This window comes from Arthrobacter sp. KNU40 (genome assembly GCF_051515115.1).
GTDB lineage: Bacteria > Actinomycetota > Actinomycetes > Actinomycetales > Micrococcaceae > Arthrobacter.
In genome coordinates, this window is sequence record NZ_CP195850.1 from 796,583 (window position 1) to 821,495 (window position 24,913).

At 64.4% G+C, this 24,913-nt stretch carries 19 protein-coding genes and 2 riboswitches; of the genes, 12 read left to right on the forward strand and 7 right to left on the reverse strand.

Features of this window, described 5'->3' with window-relative positions; translation table 11 throughout:
• The first annotated feature begins 106 nt into the window (after nucleotides 1-106).
• The 10 genes from ACSKT0_RS03845 (at nucleotide 107) to ACSKT0_RS03890 (ending at nucleotide 12,656) form a co-directional block, all read left to right on the forward strand.
• A complete protein-coding gene (locus tag ACSKT0_RS03845; protein ID WP_345452396.1) occupies nucleotides 107-802 on the forward strand; it encodes a metal-dependent transcriptional regulator in 696 nt (231 codons plus the stop codon).
• Between the two features lie 126 nt (nucleotides 803-928).
• Nucleotides 929-1,136, forward strand: a riboswitch (cyclic di-AMP (ydaO/yuaA leader).
• A gap of 2 nt (nucleotides 1,137-1,138) precedes the next feature.
• Nucleotides 1,139-1,957 carry a M23 family metallopeptidase gene (locus ACSKT0_RS03850; RefSeq protein ID WP_437772579.1) on the forward strand — a complete coding sequence of 273 codons (819 nt, stop codon included), beginning with the start codon at nucleotides 1,139-1,141 and terminating at the stop codon, nucleotides 1,955-1,957.
• Between the two features lie 145 nt (nucleotides 1,958-2,102).
• Nucleotides 2,103-2,270, forward strand: a riboswitch (cyclic di-AMP (ydaO/yuaA leader).
• Between the two features lie 5 nt (nucleotides 2,271-2,275).
• Nucleotides 2,276-3,043: an NlpC/P60 family protein gene (locus tag ACSKT0_RS03855; protein WP_437772580.1), complete on the forward strand. Its 768-nt coding sequence runs from the start codon at nucleotides 2,276-2,278 to the stop codon at nucleotides 3,041-3,043.
• Nucleotides 3,044-3,363: 320 nt separating this feature from the next.
• Nucleotides 3,364-3,864, forward strand: a complete 501-nt coding sequence (locus tag ACSKT0_RS03860) for an HNH endonuclease (protein ID WP_028266173.1) — start codon at nucleotides 3,364-3,366, stop codon at nucleotides 3,862-3,864.
• A 37-nt stretch (nucleotides 3,865-3,901) separates the two neighbouring features.
• Complete coding sequence (gene mobA / locus ACSKT0_RS03865; RefSeq protein ID WP_437772581.1) at nucleotides 3,902-4,561, forward strand: molybdenum cofactor guanylyltransferase; 660 nt, start codon at nucleotides 3,902-3,904, stop codon at nucleotides 4,559-4,561.
• A gap of 31 nt (nucleotides 4,562-4,592) precedes the next feature.
• On the forward strand, nucleotides 4,593-4,880 hold the full coding sequence (locus tag ACSKT0_RS03870) for a DUF6457 domain-containing protein (protein ID WP_437772582.1): 288 nt from the start codon (nucleotides 4,593-4,595) through the stop codon (nucleotides 4,878-4,880).
• Entirely contained in the window at nucleotides 4,877-6,202 is a 1,326-nt protein-coding gene (locus tag ACSKT0_RS03875) for a molybdopterin molybdotransferase MoeA (protein WP_437772583.1), read from the forward strand. The genes ACSKT0_RS03870 and ACSKT0_RS03875 overlap by 4 nt, the downstream gene beginning before the upstream one ends.
• Nucleotides 6,203-6,264: 62 nt before the next feature.
• Nucleotides 6,265-8,601, forward strand: a complete 2,337-nt coding sequence (locus ACSKT0_RS03880; RefSeq protein ID WP_437772584.1) for an FdhF/YdeP family oxidoreductase — start codon at nucleotides 6,265-6,267, stop codon at nucleotides 8,599-8,601.
• Between the two features lies 1 nt (nucleotide 8,602).
• Nucleotides 8,603-9,475: a formate dehydrogenase accessory sulfurtransferase FdhD gene (gene fdhD, locus ACSKT0_RS03885; protein ID WP_437772585.1), complete on the forward strand. Its 873-nt coding sequence runs from the start codon at nucleotides 8,603-8,605 to the stop codon at nucleotides 9,473-9,475.
• Between the two features lie 154 nt (nucleotides 9,476-9,629).
• Nucleotides 9,630-12,656, forward strand: coding sequence for an alpha-mannosidase (locus ACSKT0_RS03890; protein ID WP_437772586.1), 3,027 nt, complete (start codon nucleotides 9,630-9,632; stop codon nucleotides 12,654-12,656).
• A gap of 88 nt (nucleotides 12,657-12,744) precedes the next feature.
• Here the strand turns inward: ACSKT0_RS03890 and ACSKT0_RS03895 are convergent, their stop codons facing one another.
• The 5 genes from ACSKT0_RS03895 to ACSKT0_RS03915 form a co-directional block, all read right to left on the reverse strand.
• Nucleotides 12,745-13,572, reverse strand: a complete 828-nt coding sequence (locus tag ACSKT0_RS03895; RefSeq protein ID WP_437772587.1) for an amino acid ABC transporter ATP-binding protein — start codon at nucleotides 13,570-13,572, stop codon at nucleotides 12,745-12,747.
• A complete protein-coding gene (locus ACSKT0_RS03900; RefSeq protein ID WP_437772588.1) occupies nucleotides 13,559-14,224 on the reverse strand; it encodes an amino acid ABC transporter permease in 666 nt (221 codons plus the stop codon). The genes ACSKT0_RS03895 and ACSKT0_RS03900 overlap by 14 nt, the downstream gene beginning before the upstream one ends.
• 15 nt (nucleotides 14,225-14,239) lie before the next feature.
• Nucleotides 14,240-15,058, reverse strand: a complete 819-nt coding sequence (locus ACSKT0_RS03905; RefSeq protein WP_437772589.1) for an amino acid ABC transporter substrate-binding protein — start codon at nucleotides 15,056-15,058, stop codon at nucleotides 14,240-14,242.
• 245 nt (nucleotides 15,059-15,303) lie between these two features.
• Nucleotides 15,304-16,011, reverse strand: a complete 708-nt coding sequence (locus tag ACSKT0_RS03910; protein ID WP_437772590.1) for a hypothetical protein — start codon at nucleotides 16,009-16,011, stop codon at nucleotides 15,304-15,306.
• Nucleotides 16,008-16,733: a hypothetical protein gene (locus tag ACSKT0_RS03915; protein WP_437772591.1), complete on the reverse strand. Its 726-nt coding sequence runs from the start codon at nucleotides 16,731-16,733 to the stop codon at nucleotides 16,008-16,010. Before ACSKT0_RS03915 ends, ACSKT0_RS03910 begins: the two co-directional genes overlap by 4 nt.
• A gap of 224 nt (nucleotides 16,734-16,957) precedes the next feature.
• On the opposite strand from ACSKT0_RS03915, the gene ACSKT0_RS03920 reads away from it, so the two are divergent.
• The gene (locus ACSKT0_RS03920; RefSeq protein WP_437772592.1) at nucleotides 16,958-18,628 is read left to right on the forward strand and encodes an ABC-F family ATP-binding cassette domain-containing protein; all 1,671 of its coding nucleotides are present in this window, start codon (nucleotides 16,958-16,960) and stop codon (nucleotides 18,626-18,628) included.
• Complete coding sequence (locus ACSKT0_RS03925; RefSeq protein ID WP_437772593.1) at nucleotides 18,625-20,538, forward strand: ABC transporter ATP-binding protein; 1,914 nt, start codon at nucleotides 18,625-18,627, stop codon at nucleotides 20,536-20,538. The genes ACSKT0_RS03920 and ACSKT0_RS03925 overlap by 4 nt, the downstream gene beginning before the upstream one ends.
• Before the next feature lie 15 nt (nucleotides 20,539-20,553).
• Here the strand turns inward: ACSKT0_RS03925 and ACSKT0_RS03930 are convergent, their stop codons facing one another.
• Together ACSKT0_RS03930 and ACSKT0_RS03935 are read right to left on the reverse strand one after the other, a co-directional pair.
• On the reverse strand, nucleotides 20,554-21,486 hold the full coding sequence (locus ACSKT0_RS03930; protein WP_437772594.1) for a GGDEF domain-containing response regulator: 933 nt from the start codon (nucleotides 21,484-21,486) through the stop codon (nucleotides 20,554-20,556).
• A complete protein-coding gene (locus tag ACSKT0_RS03935) occupies nucleotides 21,483-24,839 on the reverse strand; it encodes a response regulator (RefSeq protein ID WP_437772595.1) in 3,357 nt (1,118 codons plus the stop codon). The genes ACSKT0_RS03930 and ACSKT0_RS03935 overlap by 4 nt, the downstream gene beginning before the upstream one ends.
• Nucleotides 24,840-24,913 lie beyond the last annotated feature (74 nt).

The following is a 24,913-nucleotide window of genomic DNA, read 5'->3' on the forward strand; positions in this document are numbered from 1 at the left end:
CGGCTGGCTCGGGTCAAGCGCCGGAATTATCCGGAGTAATTCCAAATAAGCTAAGCTTGGAGCTGGCGAAAATACGCTAGATACTGCGCTCGAGGAGCTGAGCTGGATGACGGATCTGATCGATACCACTGAGATGTATCTTCGGACCATTTTGGAGCTTGAAGAAGAGAACATCGTGGCTCTTCGCGCACGCATCGCCGAGCGCTTGCGGCACTCGGGCCCAACCGTTTCCCAGACGATCGGACGGATGGAGCGCGACGGTCTGGTGATTGTGTCCAACGACAGGCACCTTGAGCTGACTGAAACGGGCCGGAAACGCGCCACCGAGGTCATGCGCAAGCACCGGCTCGCCGAACGGCTCCTGGCAGATGTGATTGGACTGGACTGGGCCTACGTCCACGATGAAGCATGCCGCTGGGAGCATGTCATGAGTGAGCGCGTGGAACGGCGGCTCTATGAACTGCTTGACCACCCCACGGAATCGCCTTACGGCAACCCCATTCCCGGACTCGAAGCGCTGGGCGGAGTCGCGTCCCACGCCTTTACCGATGGCGTGGTCAATCTACTTGACGCGATGAACGAATACTCACCTGAAAACAGGGTCACCGTCAGTCGACTGGCTGAACCGATCCAGGTGGAGCCTGAACTTCTGGTGCAGCTGGACGAGGGCGGAATCCGCCCCGGCGCCAGGGTTTCCCTGGAACGTGTGGGGGAGTACATCTCCGTTCGCGTGCCCAATATCGACGGCGCATTGGAGCTGCCGCCCGAGGTTGCCTCGCACGTTTTTGTCACGGTCGCCTAGCTGGCCCGCCGATGCGGTTGGCAAATATAACGAAATTATTACCGCGGGGGCTTGATCCCCTATAGTTAAATACTGGCGCCGATACCAAAGCGTTACCTGATCCGAAGCCGAGTTCTGCCAGCGGATCAGGTGGATTAGTCCATTCACTGGCAGAAACGGAGGAACCACCATTGGCTGTCGAAAGACGGCCTTGGGGTGAAGTCCGTAGCGGAAGTGCAAACAGCGCAAGGCCCCTCCGGGTACCTTGCGTTTCGTGCCCTTCGCACGGACCGGGTCCACGATCTCTCTGGCCCGAATCCGACAGCTAACTTCGCAGGCTTGCCAGAGAGGAAAACCTTGACCACGCAGAACACCAGGGGCCGCAGGCGCGCGTCCGGTCCTACTGCTGTGCTGCGGAGCGCAAGCGCCGTCGAGCACGACAGGCCCCGCGATCCCCATCGCGAACTTCGTCGCCGCAAGGGTCCCTTGCGGCAGATGGCCGAGTTCGCCGCCGCAAGCGGAGCAGGACAGAAGGCCGGAGTGGCCCTTGCCGCTACAGGCCTCATCCTGACGGTCGCCTTGCCGGGCGCCGGCGCTATGACGGCCACGCCCGAGTCAAACCAAACCGCCTTGGCAGTGGGCACCCAGCCTGAGATTCCGGCCGCGGCAAGCGCCACGATCGACTTCAGCCGTGCTGCGGTTTCCACCACTGCCGATCCGGACAGCAAGCTCAAGCAGCTCCTGAGCGCGCAGTCCGTCGGCACTATCAAGACGTCGTCATCCAAGGGCACCCTGGGGGCGCCTCTCGACGCCCTGACAACGGCCTCGCCTTTCGGCTACCGCGTGAATCCCATCACGGGCGGCTTGGGAGAGTTCCATAGAGGCCAGGACTTCGTGGCCCAGTGCGGCACCCAGGTCCATGCTGCCGCGGCCGGCAAGGTCACTTTCGCCGGCTGGCATCCGTATGGCGGCGGAAACCGCATTGTGGTGGACCACGGCAACGGCCTGGAAACCACGTACAACCATTTGTCGTCCTTCAACGTCCAGGTGGGCCAGACGGTCAGCCGCGGCGATGTCATCGCATTGAGCGGCACCACCGGCGCCTCCACGGGCTGCCACCTCCACTTTGAAGTCATGGTCAACGGCGACGTCGTTGACCCCCTGGGCTGGCTGTAGCCAATCCGATGGAAGCCTCTCGCATGCTTGTCACGCTCCGTGACCTGAATGTGACATTCAATCAAAACTCATGTACCGTCTAAGACGCATCAACTTTTAGAGAGTTGATGCACTCGAGTGGATTGCCTAGCTCTGCCACTGCTCGAGGTTCCGTTCGCAAAACATCGTCTGGCAGAGGCGGGGGACCCAACTTTTGGTCATCTTCACCGATGGCCTTGGGGTTAAGTCGCACAACTTCCGAGAGGGAGAAGTGTGGCCGGATGACTCCCATCCGAATCCGACAGCTTACCTCGCGGGCATAGGGAGAGGCCTCTTAACGTGTCTTCACGCTCTACTGTTGCGCGCCACCGTGCCGCGGTCACCAAGACCAACTCGCTTGCCGTTATCGCTAAGACTGTCGGCAGCAACGCCGGTGGCGTAGGCCGTCAGGCAGCGGTTATCGCAGCTGCTTCCGGTCTGGTGCTTACTAGCGGTATCGCAGCCAACGCTGCAGAAACCAACGTCCCCCGCGAGTCCACTTCGACCTCCGCCCTGGAAGTCCAGTCCATCGCCCAAGCCAGCATTTCGGCTGACTCGTCCGTCGCCATCAAGTACGAGCGCCCGGCGGTCTCCACCGAAGCTGCTCCGGTTGTCGCAGCTCCGGTTGCCACGCAGGAAGCTGCTCCGGTTGCCACGCAGGCTGCAACGGGTGCCGCTACCGGCTCCTCGACGCTCTCTGTCACCGCTGCTGTTTCACCCGCCACGAAAGTTGCCAGCGGCAAGGGCGCAGCGATTGCTGCCGCAGCTTACGCACAGCTTGGCGTTGCCCAGGACTGCACCGCCCTGGCTTCGAACTCCCTGGCCGCCGTTGGGATCAACTTCCACGGCTGGCCGGCAGACTACCTCTCCCTTGGCCGCACGGTCAGCGCTGCTGAAGCGCAGCCGGGCGACTTGGTCTACTACCAGAACGGTGGCATGGGCATGGCCCACATCGCCGTTTACGTCGGCAACGGCATGGCAGTCCACGGCGGCTGGAACGGTGGCACCACCGCCCTTTACAGCGTCAACGTTGGCTCCGGCCCGGTCTTCATCCGCGTTGGTGGCTAGATAGCTCCGGCTACATAGCTTCACTGGAACATCCCCGCTGGTCCGCCGGCGGGGATGTTCTGTTTTAACCAGCATGCGCTAAATCACTGCTCCAGGCAGTCTCAAAGGGACGATTCGAGGAGTAGCCCCCAGGTGCGTGAAAGGTTCCGGCCATGTGTCCGGCACATGAACTTTGACCGACACCGCGCTGGAACTCCCGCAAGGATTCGTTGATCTGGCCTCCGGGTGTTTACTCTTAGGTTGTCGATCCACAGCCCGTACATGCAGAGGGCAGCCGGCCCTCGCGCCCCTGACGGGTGCGGCCGTGAAGAGGTACGTGCATGCGCACACTCGTTCTGAATGCTGGATATGAACCGCTGGCGGTAGTAACCTTCCGCCGGGCGCTGGTCCTTGTGCTCACCGGAAAAGCGAGCGTAGTGGCCGAAGGCGACGAGCCTGTCGTCGGGCCACAGGAGATTCTCGGACGTCCCTCCGTGATTCTGCTCAATCGCTACATCCGGCCGAGGTACAACACCATCACGGCGGTTACACGCCGCGGCGTCTTGCGCCGCGACGGTCACCGTTGCGCGTATTGCGGGAAAGCAGCGCACACCATTGACCACGTCCACCCCAAATCCAGGGGCGGCGCGGATTCCTGGGAAAACCTGGTGGCAGCGTGCTTGCGCTGCAACAACGCCAAGAGTGACCACACTCCGGCCGAGATGGGCTGGAAACTGAGGTTCACTCCGGCGGCGCCCACCGGGACTATCTGGCAAATCAAGGAGCTTGAGAAACCTGCGCCCGCATGGGATCCCTTCCTCCTGCCCGAATCGGCGGCCTGAACCGGAATTGAGCCTGCTTCCCGGGTAATCTGGGCGGGTGGACTTTGATGCGGTGATATTGGCGGGTGGCAAGTCCTCCCGCCTCGGCGGCGTGCCCAAAGCCCAGTTGAGGTACGACGGCGCCACCCTCCTTCAGCGTGCCGTCGCGGCTTCCCGCGGCGCCGGGAGGGTCGTCGTCGTCGGGCCGGATCCCGGCACTTTGCCGGACGGCACACTGACCGCACGGGAGGACCCGCCCTACGCCGGACCGGCAGCCGCGATCGCCGCCGGACTCCTCGCCCTAGGGCAAGACGGAGTAGCGCAAGACGGCGAAGGGCAAGACGCCGAAGGGCAAAACGGCGTGAGCCCGTCCCCGGAACACGCGCCCTGGGTCCTGGTCCTGGCCTGCGATATGCCCCTGGCGGCCGCCGCGGTTCCGGTCCTGCTTCGGGAACTTGCAGGCCACGAGGAAGCGGAAGGGGTCATGTCCGTATCCGCCGACGGCCGGAGGCAGCCGCTGCTCGGCATCTACCGGGTATCTGCTTTGCAACGGGAAGTGCTCGCAGCGGCAGAACAAGGTGGCCTGGCCAACGCCGCGGTCTTCCGACTGCTTGCTAGGCTTGATCTGCTGGCCGTGCCTGTCCCCGCAGGGTCCACCGATGACGTGGATACCTGGGACGATGCCGCGGCGCTTGGAGTGGACGGCGACGTGCCGTGACAACAGCTGTACCGGACAGTGGAGGCGGATCGTGAAGAGCCAGGAAGAAACGCTCGAGGAATGGTGCAGGAGCCTGCTGCAAGCATATGAGCTGGAAGACGTCGAGATCGACATCAACGAGATCCTGTCCCTGGCAGGCGTTGCAGCCCATTCAGTGGTCCGGCCTGCGGCTCCCTTGACCACCTTCATTGCGGGCTTCGCGGCTGGACTTGCTGCGGGTTCGGGACGAGCGACTGAAGCTGCATCGATGGATGCCGCCATGGGCCTGGCACGCACGCTCGCGAAGGACTATACGAATCCGGGAACCGACGCCGGATGACGGATGCCCCCGGGCATGTCCCGCATGCCGACCATTTGTGGGCCGAGGCGCGGCAACTTGCCTTCGATAGTGCCACGCCCATTCCCGCCGCGCCCATTGCGCTGAAGGACGCCATCGGCAGGACCTTGGCCGCGGATGTCCACGCCCTGCAGGACCTGCCGCACTATGCGTCCTCTGCGATGGATGGCTGGGCGGTCAACGGCAGCGGCCCATGGATCCTCGCCGAACCCGGCCATCGGCTGGCACCGCACCAAGCGAGTCCTATCGCCACCGGTGGCCTGATCCCGCCGGGGGCCAAGGCAGTGCTGCGGAGCGAGAACGGGGTCCTGACCACGGACGAAGATGGCTTGCCGCTGCTCGCGCTCGGCGGGAACGCGAAGCCGGGCGAACCGCGCAACGGTCAACACATCCGCAACGCGGGAGAAGAAGCTGCGGCGGGCGAGCTGCTGATCAAATCGGGCGTCGTCCTGAACCCGGCCCATCTCGCCCTGGCTGCCTTGGCCGGGCGCGATGAACTCGACGTGCTGGGCAAGCCCCTCGTGAAAATGCTCCTGACCGGCTCCGAAGTGGTGACCGCGGGTGTCCCGGTCCCCGGGCGGGTGCGGGATACCTTCGGTCCCCAGCTTGGCGCCGTCGTCGAGCTCCTTGGCGGGATCCGCGGCGAGCAAATCAAGGTGGGCGACTCCTATGAAGAATGGCTCTCGGGCCTTGAAGAGGGCGAGCCGTCGCCGGACGCGCCACCCGCCGACGTCGTCATCACCACTGGTGGAACCGGCCGCTCGGGGACCGACCACTTCCGGCGGGCCATTGCGGATCTCGGCGGACGCTTGCTGATTGACGGAATTGCGATGCGTCCGGGACATCCTGGCGTGCTGGCCGAACTGCCCGATGGGCGCTTCGTGCTGGGTCTCCCCGGCAATCCGCTCGCGGCCATGATGGTCCTCTTCACGATCGGTGCACCGCTTCTCGCGGGGCTGGGGCACAGGGCGCTGCCGGAGGTCGGCGAGGTTCCTTGCGGGGCAATGCTCGACGCCGATCCCGGACGCACGCGCTTGCTTCCCTTCAGGTTCGTGTACGGCCTGGCCTCGCCGGCCCAGCATGCGGGGCCCGGGATGATGCGCGGCCTCGCCGGTGCGGACGGAGTCATGGTGGTGCCGCCGCACGGCGTGCAACTGGGCGAGGCGGTGCCCGCTTTTCCGTTGCCGTGGGGGCCGCCGCTTCCCCTGCCGAAGTCCTCGGAAGACAAGGCCAAGAAGACTCCTGCCAAGCCGGCCCGTAAGGTTTCGTCCGGGCCGGTCGACTGGAGCGCCCTGACGGGCTGAGAGTTTCCGGTGCCGAATGGACGCGGGTGGATTAGAGAGTCAGGCCTTGCAATGATGGGGGCATGAACAGGCATGCACCCGAGCAGGACATCAACGAAGATGACCTCCAGATCCACCCACCCAAGCGCTCCGCTGCGGGCGTCAAGGCAGTCACCGTGGCATTGGAACGCGGTTGGGCCCAAGCGGGCGTCAGCCGGACCGTCAAGTCAATGCTCCGCGTCAACCAACGGGACGGTTTCGACTGTCCCGGCTGCGCCTGGCCGGAGTCCATCACCGGCAAACGCAGTCCAGCCGAGTTCTGTGAAAACGGGGCCAAGGCAATCGCCGAGGAGAGCACCACCCGTGTGGTCGACGCGGAGTTCTGGGCACGGCACTCCCTGGCCGAACTCGAGGACAAGACCGAATACTGGCTCGGCAGCCAAGGCCGCATTGCCGAGCCGGTCGTCATCCGCCCTGGCGACACACACTATTCGCCGATCAGCTGGACGGATGCTTTCGCCTTGATCGGCGAGCACGTGAATGCCACGACGCCGGACCGCTGCGTTTTCTATACCTCGGGGCGCACGGCCAACGAGACCGCGTTCATGTACCAGCTGTTTGCCCGCAGCCTGGGCACCAACAACCTGCCCGACTGCTCGAACATGTGCCACGAGTCCTCCGGGAGCGCCCTCAACCCGACCATCGGGATCGGCAAGGGCACAGTCTCGCTGGAAGACATCCACGAAGCGCAACTGGTGCTTGTCGTAGGCCAGAACCCGGGCACGAACCATCCGCGCATGCTGTCCGCCTTGCGTGATTGCAAGAACAACGGGGGCAAGGTTGTCGCCGTCAATCCTCTGCCGGAAGCCGGGCTCTTGAACTTCAAGGATCCCCAGTCGCTCAACGGCGTGGTGGGTGGTGGCACGGACATCGCCGATGAATTCCTGCAGATCAAGGTGGGCGGCGACCTTGCCCTGTTCCAGGCGCTGGGCCACCTCCTGCTGGAGGAGGAGAAGCGGCAGCCAGGAACAGTGGTTGATCGCGCCTTCATCGAGGCGCAGACCGACGGCTTCGAGGCCTACGCCGAGGCCCGGGCGGCGCTGGATTGGGTCGAGACGGAACGCGCCACGGGCTTGAGCCGCATTGAAATCACCAAGGTGGCCGGCATGCTGGCCGCCTCGAAGGGCACCATCATTTGCTGGGCGCTGGGGCTGACCCAGCAGCCCCACTCCGTGGATACCTTGCGTGAAATCATCAACCTGCTGCTCTTGCAGGGAAACTTCGGCAAGCGTGGCGCCGGTGCCTGTCCCGTCCGCGGCCACTCCAACGTGCAGGGCGACCGCACCATGGGCATCTGGGAGAAGCCTTCCGAGGGCTTCCTCGCAGCCTTGGACAAAGAGTTTGGATTCACGACCCCCCGGGCGCACGGGTACGACTCCGTGGAAACCCAACACGCCTTGGAAAAGGGCGAAGTGGACGTGTTCGTTTCCATGGGCGGCAACTTCGCCGCGGCAGGCTCGGACACCGTCGCGCTGGAGGAAGGGCTCAAGCGGGCCGGGCTGACGGTGCACATCTCCACCAAGCCCAACCGCGCCCACGTGGTGCACGGCAAGACCTCCCTGATCCTGCCCACCCTGGGCCGAACCGACACGGACGACAAACACCCGGGCGGACGGCAGATCCTCTCCGTGGAAGACTCCATGTCCGTCATCCACACCACCCAGGGCCGCTTGAGTCCGATCTCGGAGCATTTGCTCAGCGAACCTGTCATCGTCGCACGCATGGCACAGGCGGTCCTCGGGGACAACCACCCTGTGGATTGGCGTGCCATGGCCGAGGACTACGACGTCATCCGGGACCACATCTCCAGGGTGATCCCCGGTTTCGAGGACTTCAACGCAAGGGTGCGGACCAAGAACGGCTTCGTCCTGCCCAATCCACCACGCGACACCCGCACGTTCGCCACGGACATCGGCAAGGCACGATTCACCGTGAGCCCGCTGGAGTATCTAGAAGCCCCGGCAGGCCACCTGATCCTCCAGACGGTCCGCAGCCACGACCAGTACAACACCACGTTCTACGGCTTGGACGACCGCTACCGGGGCATTTCCGAAGGCCGCCGGGTCATCCTGGTCCACGGGGACGATCTCAGCGAACTCGGCTTCGAGGACAGGGACATGGTGGACGTCATCTCCACTTTCGGCGGAACGGAACGCCGGGCGGACAAGTTCCGGCTGGTTGCCTACCCCACGGCCAAGGGTTGCGCAGCCGCGTACTTCCCGGAGGCCAACGCCCTGGTCCACCGGGAACTCGTTGCCCGCGAATCCAACACCCCCGGCTACAAGGCCATGACGGTGCGGTTCGTCAAGCACTATGAAGCTGCCGAACACGAGGAAGCTGCCGGAACGGTGGGTATCTGAGATGGGACGGGTGACCGAGCGCCGCAAGGTGCACAAATTCGTCCTGGATGGCTCCGCCCAGGCGCTGGAGCACCCGGTCCGCTACCGCGAGGACTTCCTGGCCGTCGAGGAGCCGCTCGAGGTGCGCCTGGGGCACATGTCCTTCTCGGTGACCATGCGGACTCCTGGCGACGATTTCGACCTCGTGGCGGGCTTCCTGGTCTCCGAAGGTGTCATCTGGGACCCGGCCCAGCTCATTTCGCTGCGCTTCTGCGCCGGCGAGGACGAGAACGGCGTTCAGACCTTCAACGTCGTGGAGGCGCAGTTGCGTCCCGACGTCGTCCTTCCCGAGACCGGCCGCAACGTCTACACCTCCAGCTCGTGCGGAATCTGCGGCACCGACTCCATCGAGGCAGTGCGCAAATCCTCCCACTTCAACCCAGCGGATGACGCCCTGAGCGTCCCGGTCGAGGTTCTGGCCGCCCTGCCTGACCGTCTCCGCGAAGCACAAGCGGTCTTCGACAAGACCGGGGGAGTGCATGCCGCCGGACTCTTCCGGATCCACGACGACGGCGCAGGCGGCGCTGCCGAGCTGTTGTGCCTGCGGGAAGACGTGGGCAGGCACAACGCCGTGGACAAGGTGGTGGGCTGGGCGCTGCGCGAAGGAATGTTGCCCCTGCGCGGCACTGTCCTGCAGGTCTCCGGGAGGGCATCCTTCGAGCTCGTCCAGAAGGCGGCGCTCGCAGGAATCCCGGTTCTGGCCGCCGTCAGCGCACCGTCCAGCCTTGCCGTGGAGCTCGCGCAGGAGACCGGTTTGACCCTGGTGGGCTTCAGCCGGGGGACCAGCCTCAACGTCTACGCGGGCAGTGAGCGGGTGGCGACTAGGGACTTGTAGGGATAGCCGTCAATCACTTGGCTATTGTCCAGGAACAACGTAGATTTTATCCATCGAATGGAATCCGTTTCCTCCGGACAGTGACCTTGCTTACGAGGCTGGCCATAACGGTAAGGAAGCAATCTACCCAGCCCAGCGCTAAAGGGGACTTCAATTGCACGACGACCGCCGGATCACCGAGAAGCGGCTCGAACGTTTTGTCCGGGAGCGGATAGCTCCCGCCATCTATGGCCGCGCACTGCCTCTTGAACTGAGCAGCTGGGATGCCCCGGGAGAGCCGGTTCCGGTCTCCGAAGCACTTCGCCAGGTTTTTGAACCCCAGGAACACGGCGCCGTGTGGGGCAAGGCCTGGAGCACCAAATGGCTTAGGCTTCGTGGCGAGGTCCCGGAGGGCTGGGGAGTCGCTGATGGCACCACGGTGGAGATCGTCGTCGATCTCGGTTTCAGCATCGACGCCCCCGGTTTCCAGTGCGAAGGCATCGCCTGGCGGCCGGACGGCACCATCATCAAGGCCATCTCTCCGCGCAACCAACATGTCCCGTTGAAGCTTCTGGGTGGCGGACTCTCGGTGGACTTCTACGTGGAAGCCGCGGCCAATCCGGATCTCAGCCAGGGGTGGAGCTTCGCGGCAACCCCGCTCGGGGACAAGTCCACCTCCGGAGACGAGCCTCGCTACCGGCTTGGACGCATAGCCATCGCCGAACTCAACGAGGTGGTGTGGGAGCTCCACCAAGACATCTGGACTCTCAGCGGGTTGATGCACGAGCTACCTTTCGAACTGCCGCGGCGGCATGAGATCCTTCGCGCCTTTGAGCGCATGCTGGACATCATGGACCCGGACGATGTCGCCGGGACAGCAGTCGCCGGCAGGGAAGCGCTTGCCGAGGTCTTGAGCCGGCCAGCTTACGCCTCGGCCCATGAACTACTGGCTACCGGCCACGCACACATCGACTCGGCCTGGCTATGGCCCGTCCGTGAAACCATCCGCAAATGCGCCCGTACGTTCTCCAACGTTGTCGCCCTCATGGACGAGAACCCCGATTTCGTCTTCTCCTGCTCCTCGGCGCAGCAATTGGCGTGGATGAAGGAGTTCTATCCCGAGCTGTTCATCCGGATTCGGGAGAAGGTCAAGTCAGGGCAGTTCGTGCCGGTCGGCGGCATGTGGGTGGAATCGGACACCAACATGCCCGGCGGCGAGGCAATGGCCCGGCAATTCGTGGAGGGCAAGAGCTTCTTCCTGCAGGAGTTCGGCATCGACTGCCAGGAGGCCTGGCTACCCGACTCCTTCGGATATTCCGGGGCCCTCCCGCAGATCGTCAAGTCCGCTGGTTCCCGGTGGTTCCTGACCCAGAAGATCTCCTGGAACCAGGTCAATAAGATGCCGCACCATACCTTCAATTGGGAGGGCATCGACGGCACGCGGCTTTTCACCCACTTCCCGCCCGTGGACACCTACAACTCCGAGCTTCACGGCCGCGAACTCGCCCATGCCCAGCGCAACTACCGGGAGCACGGCCGGGGCACCATATCGCTGGTTCCCTTCGGTTACGGCGATGGCGGTGGCGGACCCACGCGCGAAATGGTTGCCGCAGCGCACCGGACGGCGGACCTGGAAGGCTCGCCGAAGGTGCGCATGGGAACCGCAATGGAGTTCTTCACGCAGGCCGAGACCGAGTACCGCAATCTCCCGGTCTGGGTGGGCGAGATGTACCTCGAGCTGCACAGAGGAACATACACGACCCAGGCCAACACCAAACAGGGGAACCGCCGCTCGGAACACCTGCTGCGCGAGGCCGAGCTTTGGTGCTCGACGGCGGCAGTACGGACTGCAGGTTCGTTCACCTATCCCTCGGCGGACCTCAAGCGATTGTGGCGACTTGTACTGCTGCAGCAGTTCCACGACATCCTGCCGGGCAGTTCCATCGCGTGGGTCCACCAGGACGCGGAGCGGAACTATGCCGCGATCGCCCGGGAGCTGGAAGGCATCATTGCAAGTGCCGCGTCGGCCCTCCTGGGCGAGGGGGACACCATGTTCCTGCTCAATGCGGCCCCGCATGAGCGCACCGGTGTTCCGGCTCTCGCCGCTGCGGAAGCGGTCCACCCGGATAGTCCGGTCAACGTCGCGGAACGCGCCGGCGGCTATGTTTTGGACAACGGCATCATCCGCGCGGTGCTCGACGCCAACGGATTGCTGACCTCCCTCTCGGATTACGCAACGGGCCGCGAAGCCATTGCGCCCGGGATGTTCGGCAACCACCTTGAGCTCCACCGGGACACGCCTAACGAATGGGATGCCTGGGACATCGACGAGTTTTACCGCCGGAACGTCGTCTCGGTAGTCGAGGCGCGATCGGTGACGCTGGAAAGCGCGGGCTGGGACGCCGTCGTCGTGGTGGAGCGGACTGTGGGCTCCTCCACCATCACGCAGCGCATCTCCCTCGAAGCGGGCGCGGAATCCCTCGGCATTTCCACCACGGTGGACTGGCAGGAACACGAGAAACTGCTGAAGATCGGTTTCCCGCTGGATGTCCGTGCTGACCGTTCCGCCTCCGAGACCCAGTTCGGGCACGTATTCCGGGCGACGCACACCAACACGTCCTGGGAAGCTGCCAAGTTCGAATTTTGTGCACACCGGTGGATCCACGTGGCAGAGCCGGGTTACGGCGTCGCCATCTCCAACGCGTCAAGCTACGGGCATGACGTCACCCGCAGCATCCGCGACGATGGCGGAACCACCACCAACGTCCGTGTGTCACTGCTGCGGGCGCCCAAGTTCCCGGACCCCCAGGCCGACCTTGGTGTGCACGTCCTGGATCTGAGCATCCGGCCCGGCGCCAGCATCGGCGGGGCCGTGGAGGAGGGCTACCGGACCAACCTGAAACCGAGGTTGCGGGCAGGGGCGAACCCCGTGGAGCCGCTTTTCACCGTGTTCAACCAGGCGCTGGTCATCGAAGCCGTCAAGCTTGCCGAGGACGGCTCCGGAGATGTCATTGTGAGGCTTTATGAATCGCTGGGAGAACGCTCCACGGGCCTCATCACGGCGAACTTCGATTCCCGGATGGTGCAATCAGTGGACCTCTTGGAGCGCCCCGTTGAGGCTCCCGGTGTGACGCCCGGAGCGGGTGCCGCCGAATTGACCCTGCGCCCGTTCCAGTTGGTGACCTTGCGATTCAGCCGCTGAGTTTCCTGCGTGCCCACCCACCCAACTAGCTCGCATTTGTTGTCGTTTTGGAAGCCCAAAACGACAACAAATGCGAGTCAGTTGGGGGTCAGACGTCGTGCTGGAGGCGTTTGACGAATTGCTTGGTCCGTTCCTCGCGCGGCTCCCGCAAGACCTCCGCGGCGGGTCCACGCTCGACCACCACGCCGCCGTCCATGAAGATGACTTCGTCGGCAACCTGGCGGGCGAAGGCGAGCTCGTGCGTCACGATCACCATGGTCCACCCTTCGTCGGCAAGTTCCTTGATGACGCCGAGCACTTCACCCACGAGTTCCGGGTCCAGGGCAGAGGTGGGCTCGTCGAAGAGCAGCAGTTGGGGTTTGAGCGCCAAGGCACGCACGATTCCCACGCGTTGTTGCTGGCCGCCTGACAGCTCAAAGGGGTACGCATCGCGTTTGTCTGCGAGGCCTACCCGGGCCAGGAGCCGCTCGGCCTCTGCCACGACTTCAGCCCGGGGCCGCTTCTGGACTTGGAGTGGTCCTTCGATGATGTTCTTGAGCACCGTCATGTGCGGGAACAGGTTGTAGTGCTGGAACACCATGGCACTGCGATCCCGGAGGGCGGCGATCTCCCGTTTACCCACTGTGCCGGCGAAATCGAGGGTCAGTCCTGCGCCGGACCCCCGGACCGTACCGGCGTCGGCGTCCCCGAAGGTGACCGTGCCGGCGTCGGGCACTTCGAGGCCGTTGAGTGAGCGCAGGACAGTCGTCTTTCCCGAACCAGAAGGCCCGATCAAGGCGACCACTTGTCCGCGGCGGACATCGATGTCGATGCCGCGCAGCACCTGGTTGCTGCCGAAGGCCTTGGCGAGGTCCCGCGCGGACAACACCAGCGCGGAGTTCCCTTGGGGGGCGTTGCTTGGCTCAGTGGGCGACATAACGGTCCAATCTGCGCTCCAGGGCGGATTGGCCCGTGGAGAGGACGAGGCAAATGACCCAGTAGACCAGTGCGGATTCGAGGTACAGGATCATGAATTCCTGGCTGAACGCGGCGATCTGCTGGGCGTTGCGGAAAAGCTCGGTGACCAGGATGAGTGAAGCCAGCGAGGTGTCCTTCACAAGCGAAATGAAGGTGTTGGACAGTGGAGGCACGGAAACCCTGGCCGCTTGCGGGAGGATGATCCGCACGAGCGTTTGCGGCCGCGACATGCCGATGGTGTGCCCGGCCTCCCATTGGCCCTTGGGCACCGACAGGATCGCGGCGCGGATGACCTCGGCAGCGTAGCCGCCCACGTTGAGGGAAAACGCGATGATGGCGCTCGGCCACGGCTCCAGCTTCACGCCGAGGCTCGGGAGGCCATAGAAGATCACGAACAACTGCACCAGGAGGGGAGTCCCGCGGATCACGGAGACGTAGAAGCGCGCGACGCCGGAGAGCAGCCTGTTGGGGCTCAGACGCATGAGGGCGACGAGCAGCGCCAACGCCAGGCCAAACGCGAACGAAGCCAGGGTCAAGGGGATGGTTCCTGTGACGGCGCCGCCGATGATTGGCCCGAAGGAACTCCAGACGAGGTCCCAGTTGAAGGTCATCTGTTTGGCCGCCGGCTACTTGGTGACGTCTGCGCCGAAGTACTTCTGGGAGATCTTGGCGAGGGTGCCGTCGGCTCGAAGGTCCGTGAGCGCTTTGTCCACTGCGCTCTTGAGTTCGGTGGATCCCTTGCGGAAGACCATGGCGCTCTGCGTCTTGTCGGTGGTTTCTGCGGCGATCTTCAAGCCGGAGTCCGGGGTGCTCTTGGCGTAGTCGAGGTAGGTCAGCTTGTCGTTGACGGTTGCGTCGACGCGGCCTTGGCGCACCAGTGTGGCGGCCTGCGCCCAACCTTCGACGGACTGTACGTTGGCGCCTGCGTCAACTGCCATCTTGTAGAAGTTGCTGGTCAGCGACTGGGCGGTGGTCTTGCCTTTGAGATCGGCGAAGCTGTTGATGGAGTTGTTGTCGGACTTAGTCACGACGACGCCATTGGAGATCGTGTAAGGCGCCGAGAAGTCATACTTGGCCGTGCGCTCGGGGTTGATGGAAATCTGGTTGGCAATAGTGTCGAAGCGCTTGGAATCCAGGCCCGCGAAGATGCCATCGAACTGGGTTTCCTGGAAGGTCGCCTTAACCCCGAGCTTGGCGGCCACGGCCTGGGCGATTTCGACGTCGAAGCCCGTGAGGGGACCGGCCCCGTTCTCATGGAAGCTGAACGGCCGGTACGTGCCTTCCGTGGCGATGACGATCTCACCCTTGGACTTGATGGCCGACAGTGAGGTGTCTCCACCCGACGTCGACGACGGCGAGGAGCCGCCGCCGCAAGCGGTCAGTGCCAGCGCGACGGCGGCAAGGGTTGCGGACAGTGCTGTGCGGCGGGTAAGCAGGCTCTTCATGAAAGCCATCTTAGTCACGGGACCGTACCCGGGTGCTGCGGGCGTACACGGGAGGACGCTTAAAAGGCTGAGTGGGGGCGGTCCCCAACAGCCCGCCACCACTCATCCCCCCAAAAGTGCTTCCGCACGCGCCACGAACCTTGGAAACCCGTTCATTGATTCAAAGGTCAGGCTGCTTCGCCTTCACACATTCATAATTATGGCACGATATAATGGATTTATGAAAGAGGTTACGCGGTATGTTTTTACGTTACCGTGCGGCGAGTCCGGCTTGCAACGATTTTGGACAGCCAGATGCCTCCCAAGCCAAGCGCGGTCGCCAGAGCGGCAGAGTAGTTGATGAGGGGCCGCAACCACGTATTGGATAGCGGGATGAGCGGAAAGACCTGCGAAACGATCAGCAACCCAAGGCCCAGGAGCAATGTCGAGGAGGCGACCCGGAGCAAAACGGGACCCGAACCTCGAATGGATCGCCAGATCCCCGGGATGAGGCATACGGCAACGTAGCCCGGGTAGAACCTGCCCAAAGCCGCGTAGACCTCGAGGGACGGACCCCAATCCAGTCCGACCAGGCCCACGGTGGAGCCCGAGGTGTCCACCGAGAAGAAGAAGAAGGCCGTGAGGACCGCGGTTGCTCCCAAAACGGCCAAGCCAACGGGGCCACGGATGGCTCGTTCGCCGCCGGGGGAAGCAAAGGCCCTCGCCACCTTGATGCCCATGAGCAGGAACGTTCCGTACAGCATGAACCGAAGCAGCAGGTTACAGAGGTTGAAGCTGCCCAGCCACGCGTCGATCAACAAATAAGGACCCTCGATGCTCAGGAGGATGTCGAGGGAAATCAGTGCGAACAGGACGAACATCATCCGGTTCTCTGACCGAAGGGCGCTGGGGATGCGAATGGTCGTCAAGACGAGGCAAATGGAGAGGGTGGCCCACGCCAACACGGTGGTCATCCCAGGTTCTCCCAGATTGTGTTCGTGCGGTCGAGCTCATGCTCATGGCGGCGCAGGGCCTTGCCCAGGGCCTGCAGCCGCTCTCCGGCCAACAGCGCCAGTTCGCCTTCGGTCATCCGGTCCAGTGCGTCCCTCCGCGCCCCGGGGGGCCATCCCGCCTCCGCCTCGGTGACGAGGCCGCTGGCCACGAGGCCTCCGGCGGGTCCGACGCCGGCCGCCCGGGACGTTGCCAAGGCCAGTTCCGGGGGTAGCCGGTTGGCTGTCAGGTGCGCGGAGAAGTTCTGCGGGGCGATCCCGGTGGCGCCGCTCACCCGGTGGCGCAGCTCGCCGTCGTCGATCGCGTCCACCCAGTTCCTGACTGAACTCGGGTGCGGGGTCTCCGCAAGGACCAAGGACGGGACGCCGTCCCGGGGCTCCGAGCGCTCGACGACCGCACGAAGCAGGTCCATGGTGGAGACCTGGCTGACGAGTTCCGCATCAGTGGGGGGAACCGGGGTCCCGCGAAGCGCCGCGTACGCCTCGAATTGTGCCAATGCGTCGAAGGGATTCATGTCGAAGGCCCGGCTGATGCTCACGAGCGAACTCTCGGCAACCTTGCCGCGGACCAATTGCTGGGCCAGCGTGGTGCGCTTCACTCCCGAAGAGCGGCAGACATCGGCCGTGCTGGTGTTCGGGGCGATCCCGTGCAGCCAGCGTTGGAACGCCTTGGAGGGGAGGGACATGAACCACTTTCTGATAGACGGTTCCCGCAGGAGGTTTCTGGAAGACGGTTCCTGCGAGGACTGCGAGGTCGATTTTACGATGCGCGCACATTGAATTATGCTTGATTCTCGAACCCGCTGGTCCGCACACCCCCCAAGTACGGACCAGCGGGTTCTTCCATGCCCCGGTCTTTCAGCACGGTGGCACTTTCCGCTCAAGGGCGGAGCAGTGAGAGGATAGACCAATGACTGCAACGCTTGTCGCCAAAGAGCTCTCCGGCGGCCACGGTCACCGCACCTTGTTCTCGAAGCTCTCCCTCACTGTCGCGCCAGGAGACGTCGTGGGTGTCGTCGGCGCCAACGGCGCCGGGAAATCCACCCTGCTGCGCATCCTCGCAGGAGCTGACCGCCCCCAGGAGGGCTCGGTCAGCCTCGCCCCCAGCGACGCCTTTGTCGGTTGGCTGCCCCAGGAACACGAACGCACCCCCGGCGAAACCGTGGCCGCCTACATTGCGCGCCGCACGGGTTGCGCCCAGGCCACGGCCGAGATGGAAGCCGGCGCCGAGGGGCTCGCGGCCGGGACCCCGGATGCCGACGACGCGTATTCCTTGGCTTTTGACCGCTGGATGGCATCGGGTGCCGCGGACCTGGAGGACCGGATCCCCGCGGTATTGGCCGAACTTGGCCTGGAATCCGGTCCGGATGCGCTCATGACGGGCCTGTCCGGTGGGCAGGCCGCGCGCGTTGCCTTGGCGGCGCTCCTGCTGAGCCGCTTCGATGTCGTGCTCCTCGACGAACCCACCAATGACCTGGACCTCGACGGACTTGCCCGGCTTGAATCATTCGTCCAGGGCCTTCGCGGCGGCGCCGTATTGGTCTCGCATGACCGGGAGTTCCTGGCACGCTGCATCACCAAGGTGCTGGAACTGGACCTGGCCCAGAACAGCGTGGCGGTCTACGACGGCGGTTACGATTCCTTCCTCGAAGAGCGGGCGGTGGCAAAGCGGCACGCCCGCGAACGCTACGAGGAATTCGCCAACACCAAGGCCGATCTCGTGTCCCGCGCCCGGACGCAGCGCGAATGGAGCTCACAGGGCGTCCGCAACGCCATGAAGAAGAGCCCGGACAACGACAAAATCCGCAGGGCTGCGAGCGTTGAGTCCTCGGAAAAGCAGGCCCAGAAGGTCCGTCAGATGGAGTCCCGCATCGCCCGGCTTGACGAGGTGGAAGAGCCGCGCAAGGAATGGCAGCTGCAGTTCAGCATCGGCCAAGCTCCACGCTCCAGCTCCGTCGTCGCAACCTTGCGCGACGTCGTGGCCCATCAGGGCGACTTCACGCTGGGACCCGTCAATCTCCAGCTCAACGCCGGCGAACGCATTGGCATCACCGGACCCAACGGCGCAGGAAAGTCCACCCTCCTGCGGCTGTTGCTCGGGATTCAACAGCCCGACGCCGGAGACGCCTCCATGGGTGCGTCCGTGGCGATCGGCGAGATCGACCAAGCCCGCGGACTGCTGGCGGGGCACCTCACCCTGGCAGACGCCGTCGAATCCGTCCTGATCGAATGGAACTCCGCGGATGTCCGGACCCTGCTGGCCAAGTTCGGCCTCAAAGCGGACCACACCTCCCGGACCGTGGATTCCTTGTCCCCGGGCGAACGTACCCGCGCGGCGCTCGCGCTGCTGCAGGCCCGCGGCGTCAACCTGCTGGTCCTCGACGAACCCACCAACCACCTCGACCTGCCGGCGATCGAGCAGCTTGAGGATGCGCTCGACGGCTACGAAGGCGCGCTCCTGCTGGTCACGCACGACCGCCGCTTGCTCGAAAACGTCCGGCTCGATTCCCGCTGGCACCTTGACAACGGCACCGTGACCGAACTGCACCACACTTCCGGAATGGGGAATCACAAGCCATGAGCATGGATGGCGTCGCCTGGCGCTCGCTCTACAACATCACCCGCGCCAAGAGCGGCTCCCAGCCGTTTTCGCGGGAAACCATCAAGCGCGTGCTCGCTTTCGCGAAACCGTACCGGAACAAGCTGATTGCCTTCGTACTGGCCTCCATCGCCGGCGCATTCCTTGCGGTGGCCACCCCGGTGCTGGCCGGCAAGGTGGTGAACGCGCTCATCGCCCGTGCAGGCGTGGACGTCGTGATCGGGCTGGCCGCGCTCATCGCTGCCGTGGCCGTCGCCGACGCCGGGGTGGGACTGCTGACCCGGTGGCTGTCTTCCGTGATCGGCGAAGGCGTGATCGTTGACCTGCGGACGCGGGTGTTCGACCATGTGCAGCGCATGCCCATCGCCTTCTTCACCCGGACCCGCACCGGAGCCCTCGTCAGCCGGCTCAACAACGACGTCATCGGAGCCCAGTCGGCTTTCGCGGGCACGCTCTCCGGAGTGGTCAGCAACGTCGTGTCCTTGATCCTGACCCTCGTGGTCATGCTCAACACGTCCTGGCTCGTCACCGTCCTTGCGATGGTGCTTCTGCCGATCTTCCTCATCCCCGCACGCCGCATGGGCTCCAAGCTGGCCGACCTCCGGCGTGAAGCCGCGTCCCACAACGCGGCCATGGGAACCCAAATGACAGAGCGTTTCTCCGCGCCCGGCGCCACGCTCGTCAAACTGTTCGGCCGCCCGGATGAAGAGTCCGCCGAGTTCGCCCTGCGCGCCGGCCGCGTGCGGGACATCGGTGTCCGCACCGCCATGTTGCAGTTCACGTTCATCACCGCATTGACACTGGTTTCGGCACTGGCCCTCTCGCTCGTTTACGGACTGGGCGGTTGGCTTGCGCTGAGCGGGCAGCTGGCAGCGGGCGACGTCGTCGTGCTGGCGCTGCTGCTCACCCGCCTCTATGCGCCGCTCACCGCGTTGTCGAGTGCCCACGTTGAGGTCATGAGCGCGCTGGTCAGCTTCGAGCGGGTCTTCGAGATCCTGGACCTTAAGCCGCTCATCCAGGAGAAGCCCGACGCCGTCGCGGTGCCTTCGGGACCCGTTGCGGTGGAGTTCGACGACGTCCGCTTCGGCTATCCGTCCGCGGAGAAGGTGTCCCTTGCGTCGCTGGAGGAAGTGGCGACGCTTGATACCCGCGGCGGTGAAGAGGTCCTGCACGGGATCAGCTTCCGCGTGGAGCCCGGTCAAACCGTGGCGCTCGTGGGGTCCTCGGGCGCGGGCAAGTCAACCGTGGCCCAGCTGCTGTCCCGCCTGTACGACGTCGACTCCGGCGCCGTGCGATTGGGTGGCCATGGGCGAGGTACAGGCCTGGATATCCGGGACGCAACGTTCGATTCCCTCCGGGCGACCCTGGGCATGGTCACGCAGGACGGCCACCTCTTCCATGAAAGCATCGCCTCCAACTTGCGGCTGGCCCGTCCAGGAGCGACGGACGAGGAAATGTGGGACGTGCTCCGGCGCGCCCGGCTCGAAGCGATGGTCCGCTCCTTGCCGGATGGCCTGGAGACCGTGGTGGGTGAGCGCGGCTACCGCCTTTCCGGCGGGGAACGCCAGCGGCTCACCATCGCACGCCTCCTTATCGCACAACCGAGGGTCGTCATCCTCGACGAAGCCACGGCGGCGCTGGATTCCACGAACGAAGCCGCAGTCCAGGCAGCCTTGGGCGAGGCACTCGAGGGGCGCACCGCCGTCGTGATCGCCCACCGCCTCTCCACCATCCGGGCGGCCGATGTCATCCTTGTGGTGGAGGACGGATCGATCGTCGAGCGCGGCACGCACACAGAGCTGCTCGCCGCGGACGGTCGCTACGCCGAGCTGTACAACACGCAGTTCGCGGAGGCGACGGCTGTGGCACAAGAAGCTGTTCCGGAGCTGTAGGCGCGGTGCCCGGTTTCAGCTCCGGGTGTCTTGGCGAACTTCCGGCGCAACTTCCACGCGGTTGCGGCCGGCGGACTTGGCGGTGTACAACGCCATGTCGGCTTCCTTGAGGAGCCGTTCGCTGCTGACCCGGTGGTCGGGCACAAAGGCAGAGAGACCGGCGCTCAAAGTCAGGGTGCCCGAGGGGTTCCCTGAATGCGCGATGCCCAGGTCCCGCACGGCCTCCAGCGCGCGTGCGAGCCTTGCCTCTGCGCCGGATACCGTCTGGCCGGGCAGCAGGAAGAGGAACTCTTCCCCGCCGAACCGGTAGATTCCGTCGCTTTCCCGCCCTTGGCCGGCAAGGGAGGCCGCAACCGACTGCAAGGCCAGGTCACCGGCCTGGTGGCCGTATAGATCGTTGTATCTCTTGAAATTGTCCACGTCGCAGATCGCCAGGCTGTAGTCGGTGCCGTACCGGGCGCTTGCGTGGTGCAGCTGTTCCAAGTCCTCCGAGAGCTTCAGCCGGTTGTGGAGCTTCGTCAGGGGATCGGTGCGCGCTTGCTCGGCGAGCGCGGCACGGTAGCGGGCAAGATCCGTATGCAGCGAAGTCACCCTTTGTGCCACCAACAGCCGGGTATGCAGAGCGAACGGATCAAGCGGCTTGGCCACGTAATCATCAGCTCCGGCCTGCATGCCGGCGACTACGTCTTCCCGTGAATCCTTTGAGGTGACAAGGACAAGATAGGTGTAGGAGTCTTCTTCGGCGCTGCGGATGGCGCGGCACAGCTCCAGTCCGTTGAGCCCGGGCATCATCAGGTCAGTCACGACGACTTGCGGACGGTGTTTCCTGTACAGCTCCCAGGCGGAGCTGCCGTCCGCGGCCACGATGCATTCATGGCCGGACTGCTCCACAGCCGCTTTCGCCACGAGGCGAGAACCGAAATCGTCGTCCGCCACCAGGACCTTCACGAGGCCACCGACAGGGCGAAGTCCAAGGCTTTGTCAACGAGGGCAAGTTCGGCTTCGAGGGCGGCCAGGAACACGGGATCGACAGTCTTGCCGCTTGATGAGCTGCGTTCCAATTCCTCGCACATCCGGGCGGCGCGCGCGGCTCCGATGTTGGCTGCGGCGCCTTTCAATTTGTGGGCCACCTGTCTAAAAGCGTCTCCGCTTCCGTTCTCCAAAGCCTGGCGGAGTGCTTGCAGGCTCGGTTGAATGTCTTGCCTGAAGGCTTGGGCCGCGGCAGGCAGCAATCCCAGTCCGTCTGCCGGGCCGAGGTCACGCAACGTCTCCAGCCTCGCGGGGTCGAGGGCGGGTCCGGAATCTTCCTTGGATGTTTCCGGTATCCATCGCGAGAGAACCCGGTCCAATTTGTCCACGTCCACCGGTTTGGTCAAATAGTCGTCCATGCCGGCCGCGAGGCAGCGCTCACGGTCCTCATCCAGGGCGCCTGCGGTCATGGCAATGACGGGGAGCCGCTTGCGGCCATCGTTCCGTGCCCGGATCGTCTTGGTGGCCTCGAACCCGTCCATGACGGGCATATGGCAGTCCATCAGGACCGCGGCATACTCGGTGGCCGCAGTAGCGGCAACTGCTTCGCTGCCGTCGGCTACGACGTCGGCCTCGTACCCGAGCTTCGCCACCATGCTGCGGGCTACGAGCTGGTTGACCTCGTTGTCCTCGACGACCAAAATCCGGCCGCGCGAAGGCTGGCTGATGGTCACCGGGATTGCCGGAGCGACGGCGGGAACCGCCAGCGGGCGCGCCGCCACGAGACGCATGAGGCGGTCGTAGAGCTCGGAGCTCCGCACGGGCTTCGTCAACCATTCCTGGACCCCGGCTGCCACGAGTTCGGCTTTGTCCACATTCATGGTGGAGGTCAGCATGATGATCCGCGTGGACTCGAGCGCGGCGTCGGTGCTCAGCTGGTGTGCCAGCTCCAAGCCGTTCATGTCCGGCATGCACATGTCCAGCACCGCAATGTCGAAGGAACGTCCGGCGGCGGCCTCCTCGCGGCAACGATCCAAGCCCTGTTGGGCGTCACCGACAGCCTCCGGATTCATCCGCCAGCCCGCCAATTGTGCCTGGAGCACCAGCCTGTTGGTCGAGTTGTCATCCACTACCAGGACCCGGAGCCCCGTGAGCTGGTCGGGCGAGATCGACGGCGGAGTTGCGGCGGGTCCGCTCACTGCCAGGGGAAGGGTCGCCCAGAAGGTGCTGCCGTTGCCCAAGGAGCTGTCCACCCCGATCTCGCCCCCCATCACCTCGGTCAGCCTCCGCGAGATCGCCAGTCCAAGGCCGGTTCCGCCATACCGCCGGGTGGTGGAGGCATCGGCCTGCGAGAACGACTCGAAAAGCCTGTGGTGATCTGCCGCCTCGATCCCGATCCCGGTGTCCCGGACCTCAAAGCGTACCCGTACGTTCGCGGATTCCTGATCCACGACCTTCACACTGATGACCACCTCTCCGGAAGGAGTGAACTTCACGGCGTTCGACGCCAGGTTGAGGAGAATCTGCCTGATGCGGCCGGCGTCGCCCATCAGCATCGCCGGAACCTCCGGCCGGCAGTACGCGATCAGCTCGAGGCCTTTGGCCTGTGCGGCTTCGGCAAGGAGGACTGCGAGTTCTTCCACCAGGCTGCGTGGATTGAAGGGCGCAGGGTCAAGGTCGACCTTGCCGGCTTCGAGTTTCGAGAAGTCAAGAATGTCATTGATCAAGGTCAGCAGGGCTTCGCCCGCGCCCTTGACGCCCTCGGCATATTGGCGCTGGGTTTCCTCCAAGGGGGTGTCCAGCAACAATCCGGTCAGCCCGATCACGCCGTTCATCGGTGTGCGGATCTCATGGCTCATTGTCGCGAGGAACTCGGACTTCAAGCGGCTGGCCTCCTCGGCGGCTTCCCGGGCTGTCACCAACTCGGCCTGGGCGATCCTGCGTTCGGTGATGTCCTGGGCGATCGTGGCGACTCCATGGATGCCGCCGGTGCCCCGGATCGGGGACATTGTCAGCGATACCGGAACGATGGAACCATCGATGCGGACCCGCGCTGTTTCGTAGCTGTGGGTTTCGCCACCTGCCCTGATGGCCGCCATGAGCTCCTTCTCCTCGTCCTGAAGTTCATCGGGAATGATGAATGAGACGTGCCTGCCGATTGCCTCCGCGGCATTGTACCCGTAGATCCGTTCGGCTCCGGGATTCCAGCTGGTGATGACACCGTCAAGGGTCTTTCCCACGATGGCATCCGCCGAGGAGTTGACGATCGCGCCAAGGCCTTCGAGCTCCGCCGTGCGCTGGGCAACCTTGGATTCGAGATCCCGCGTCAGGTTGATGTTCTCCAGGATCATGAGGATCTGGCGCGTGACGGCCAATGCCAACACGGTGAGTCCCACGGCCTGGAGGAAGGGGTCGCCGGGACGCCCGACACGTATGGGCGCCACCATGACGGCACCGAAGACGGGAACATAAGGGAGGAGTTCCAAGGCGAGGGTGTAGAGGCGCCGCTCCGTCCGGGGACGCGGGGCGTAGGGGACGAGCGGGGCGAGGGCGATCAGCAGGAACGCCGCGATCCAGCCGGCGGCGAGGGGAGTTCCGGTGAGCCCCGTCACGCCGTCCGAGGTCAGGTCCACGTAGGTACTGTCCGTGATCGCCAGGATGAGGAGCCCACCTCCCAAGCAGATCCACCTGAGGCGCTCCCCGGGTGCCCTTCGCATGGTGAGCATGAGGACAATGGAGACCATCACGATATCGGCAACCGGATAAGCAAGGCCGGTGAGATGGACGAGGATGTCCTGCCCTTCGGCCTTGTACATGGATCCGAGTACGGTGGCCCAGCTCATGAAAAGGACGGCGGAGGCGATCACTGCCGCATCCAAGAGCCCGCGCAGGAAAGCAACCCTCGAAACCCGGGGACGCGGGAACAAATAGAGAGCGATCGCGGCCGGGATCGAATAGCCGACGAAAGCGGCGTCGGCTATGGACGGGTAAGGGTAGTTATGATCCAGCGTGAGCCCATAGAAGGTCCAGATTGATTGGCCGGTTGTCCACACCAGCGTGGCCAGCGCCATGACCCACCACGCGCGGGAGCTTTCGTCTTTGCACCGTGCTGCCCTGGCACAACTGAGCGTGCCAAGCAGCGCGGCGGCGAGGATCGCGAGATCCCCGACGGACTGCGCCGCAGACGTCCCTTGGTTGGCGTCGAGGATCATCGCCAGGATGACCACGGCCACCGCGGTGACGATCACAGTCCAGGCCAGGACAGGCCTTCGAAGGCTGTGGCCGCTCATGCCGATGGCCGGAGCGTCGCGGCGCTCATGAAGAAATTGCATGCGATCCCCCAGCTGGATCTGACAATGCTGACCTGTATTAGGTTAAACCAAACTTTGCCACCAGATGTCCCAAA

Bases quoted from the DNA above. Each gene is read 5' to 3' on its own strand.
- ACSKT0_RS03935 (WP_437772595.1), bottom strand. From the start codon at position 24,839: ATGCAATTTCTTCATGAGCGCCGCGACGCTCCGGCCATCGGCATGAGC.
- ACSKT0_RS03915 (WP_437772591.1), bottom strand. From the start codon at position 16,733: ATGTCCCTCCCCTCCAAGGCGTTCCAACGCTGGCTGCACGGGATCGCC.
- ACSKT0_RS03905 (WP_437772589.1), bottom strand. From the start codon at position 15,058: ATGAAGAGCCTGCTTACCCGCCGCACAGCACTGTCCGCAACCCTTGCC.
- ACSKT0_RS03875 (WP_437772583.1), top strand. From the start codon at position 4,877: ATGACGGATGCCCCCGGGCATGTCCCGCATGCCGACCATTTGTGGGCC.
- ACSKT0_RS03925 (WP_437772593.1), top strand. From the start codon at position 18,625: ATGAGCATGGATGGCGTCGCCTGGCGCTCGCTCTACAACATCACCCGC.
- ACSKT0_RS03895 (WP_437772587.1), bottom strand. From the start codon at position 13,572: ATGTCGCCCACTGAGCCAAGCAACGCCCCCCAAGGGAACTCCGCGCTG.
- ACSKT0_RS03880 (WP_437772584.1), top strand. From the start codon at position 6,265: ATGAACAGGCATGCACCCGAGCAGGACATCAACGAAGATGACCTCCAG.
- ACSKT0_RS03900 (WP_437772588.1), bottom strand. From the start codon at position 14,224: ATGACCTTCAACTGGGACCTCGTCTGGAGTTCCTTCGGGCCAATCATC.
- ACSKT0_RS03920 (WP_437772592.1), top strand. From the start codon at position 16,958: ATGACTGCAACGCTTGTCGCCAAAGAGCTCTCCGGCGGCCACGGTCAC.
- fdhD (WP_437772585.1), top strand. From the start codon at position 8,603: ATGGGACGGGTGACCGAGCGCCGCAAGGTGCACAAATTCGTCCTGGAT.
- ACSKT0_RS03910 (WP_437772590.1), bottom strand. From the start codon at position 16,011: ATGACCACCGTGTTGGCGTGGGCCACCCTCTCCATTTGCCTCGTCTTG.
- ACSKT0_RS03860 (WP_028266173.1), top strand. From the start codon at position 3,364: ATGCGCACACTCGTTCTGAATGCTGGATATGAACCGCTGGCGGTAGTA.
- ACSKT0_RS03845 (WP_345452396.1), top strand. From the start codon at position 107: ATGACGGATCTGATCGATACCACTGAGATGTATCTTCGGACCATTTTG.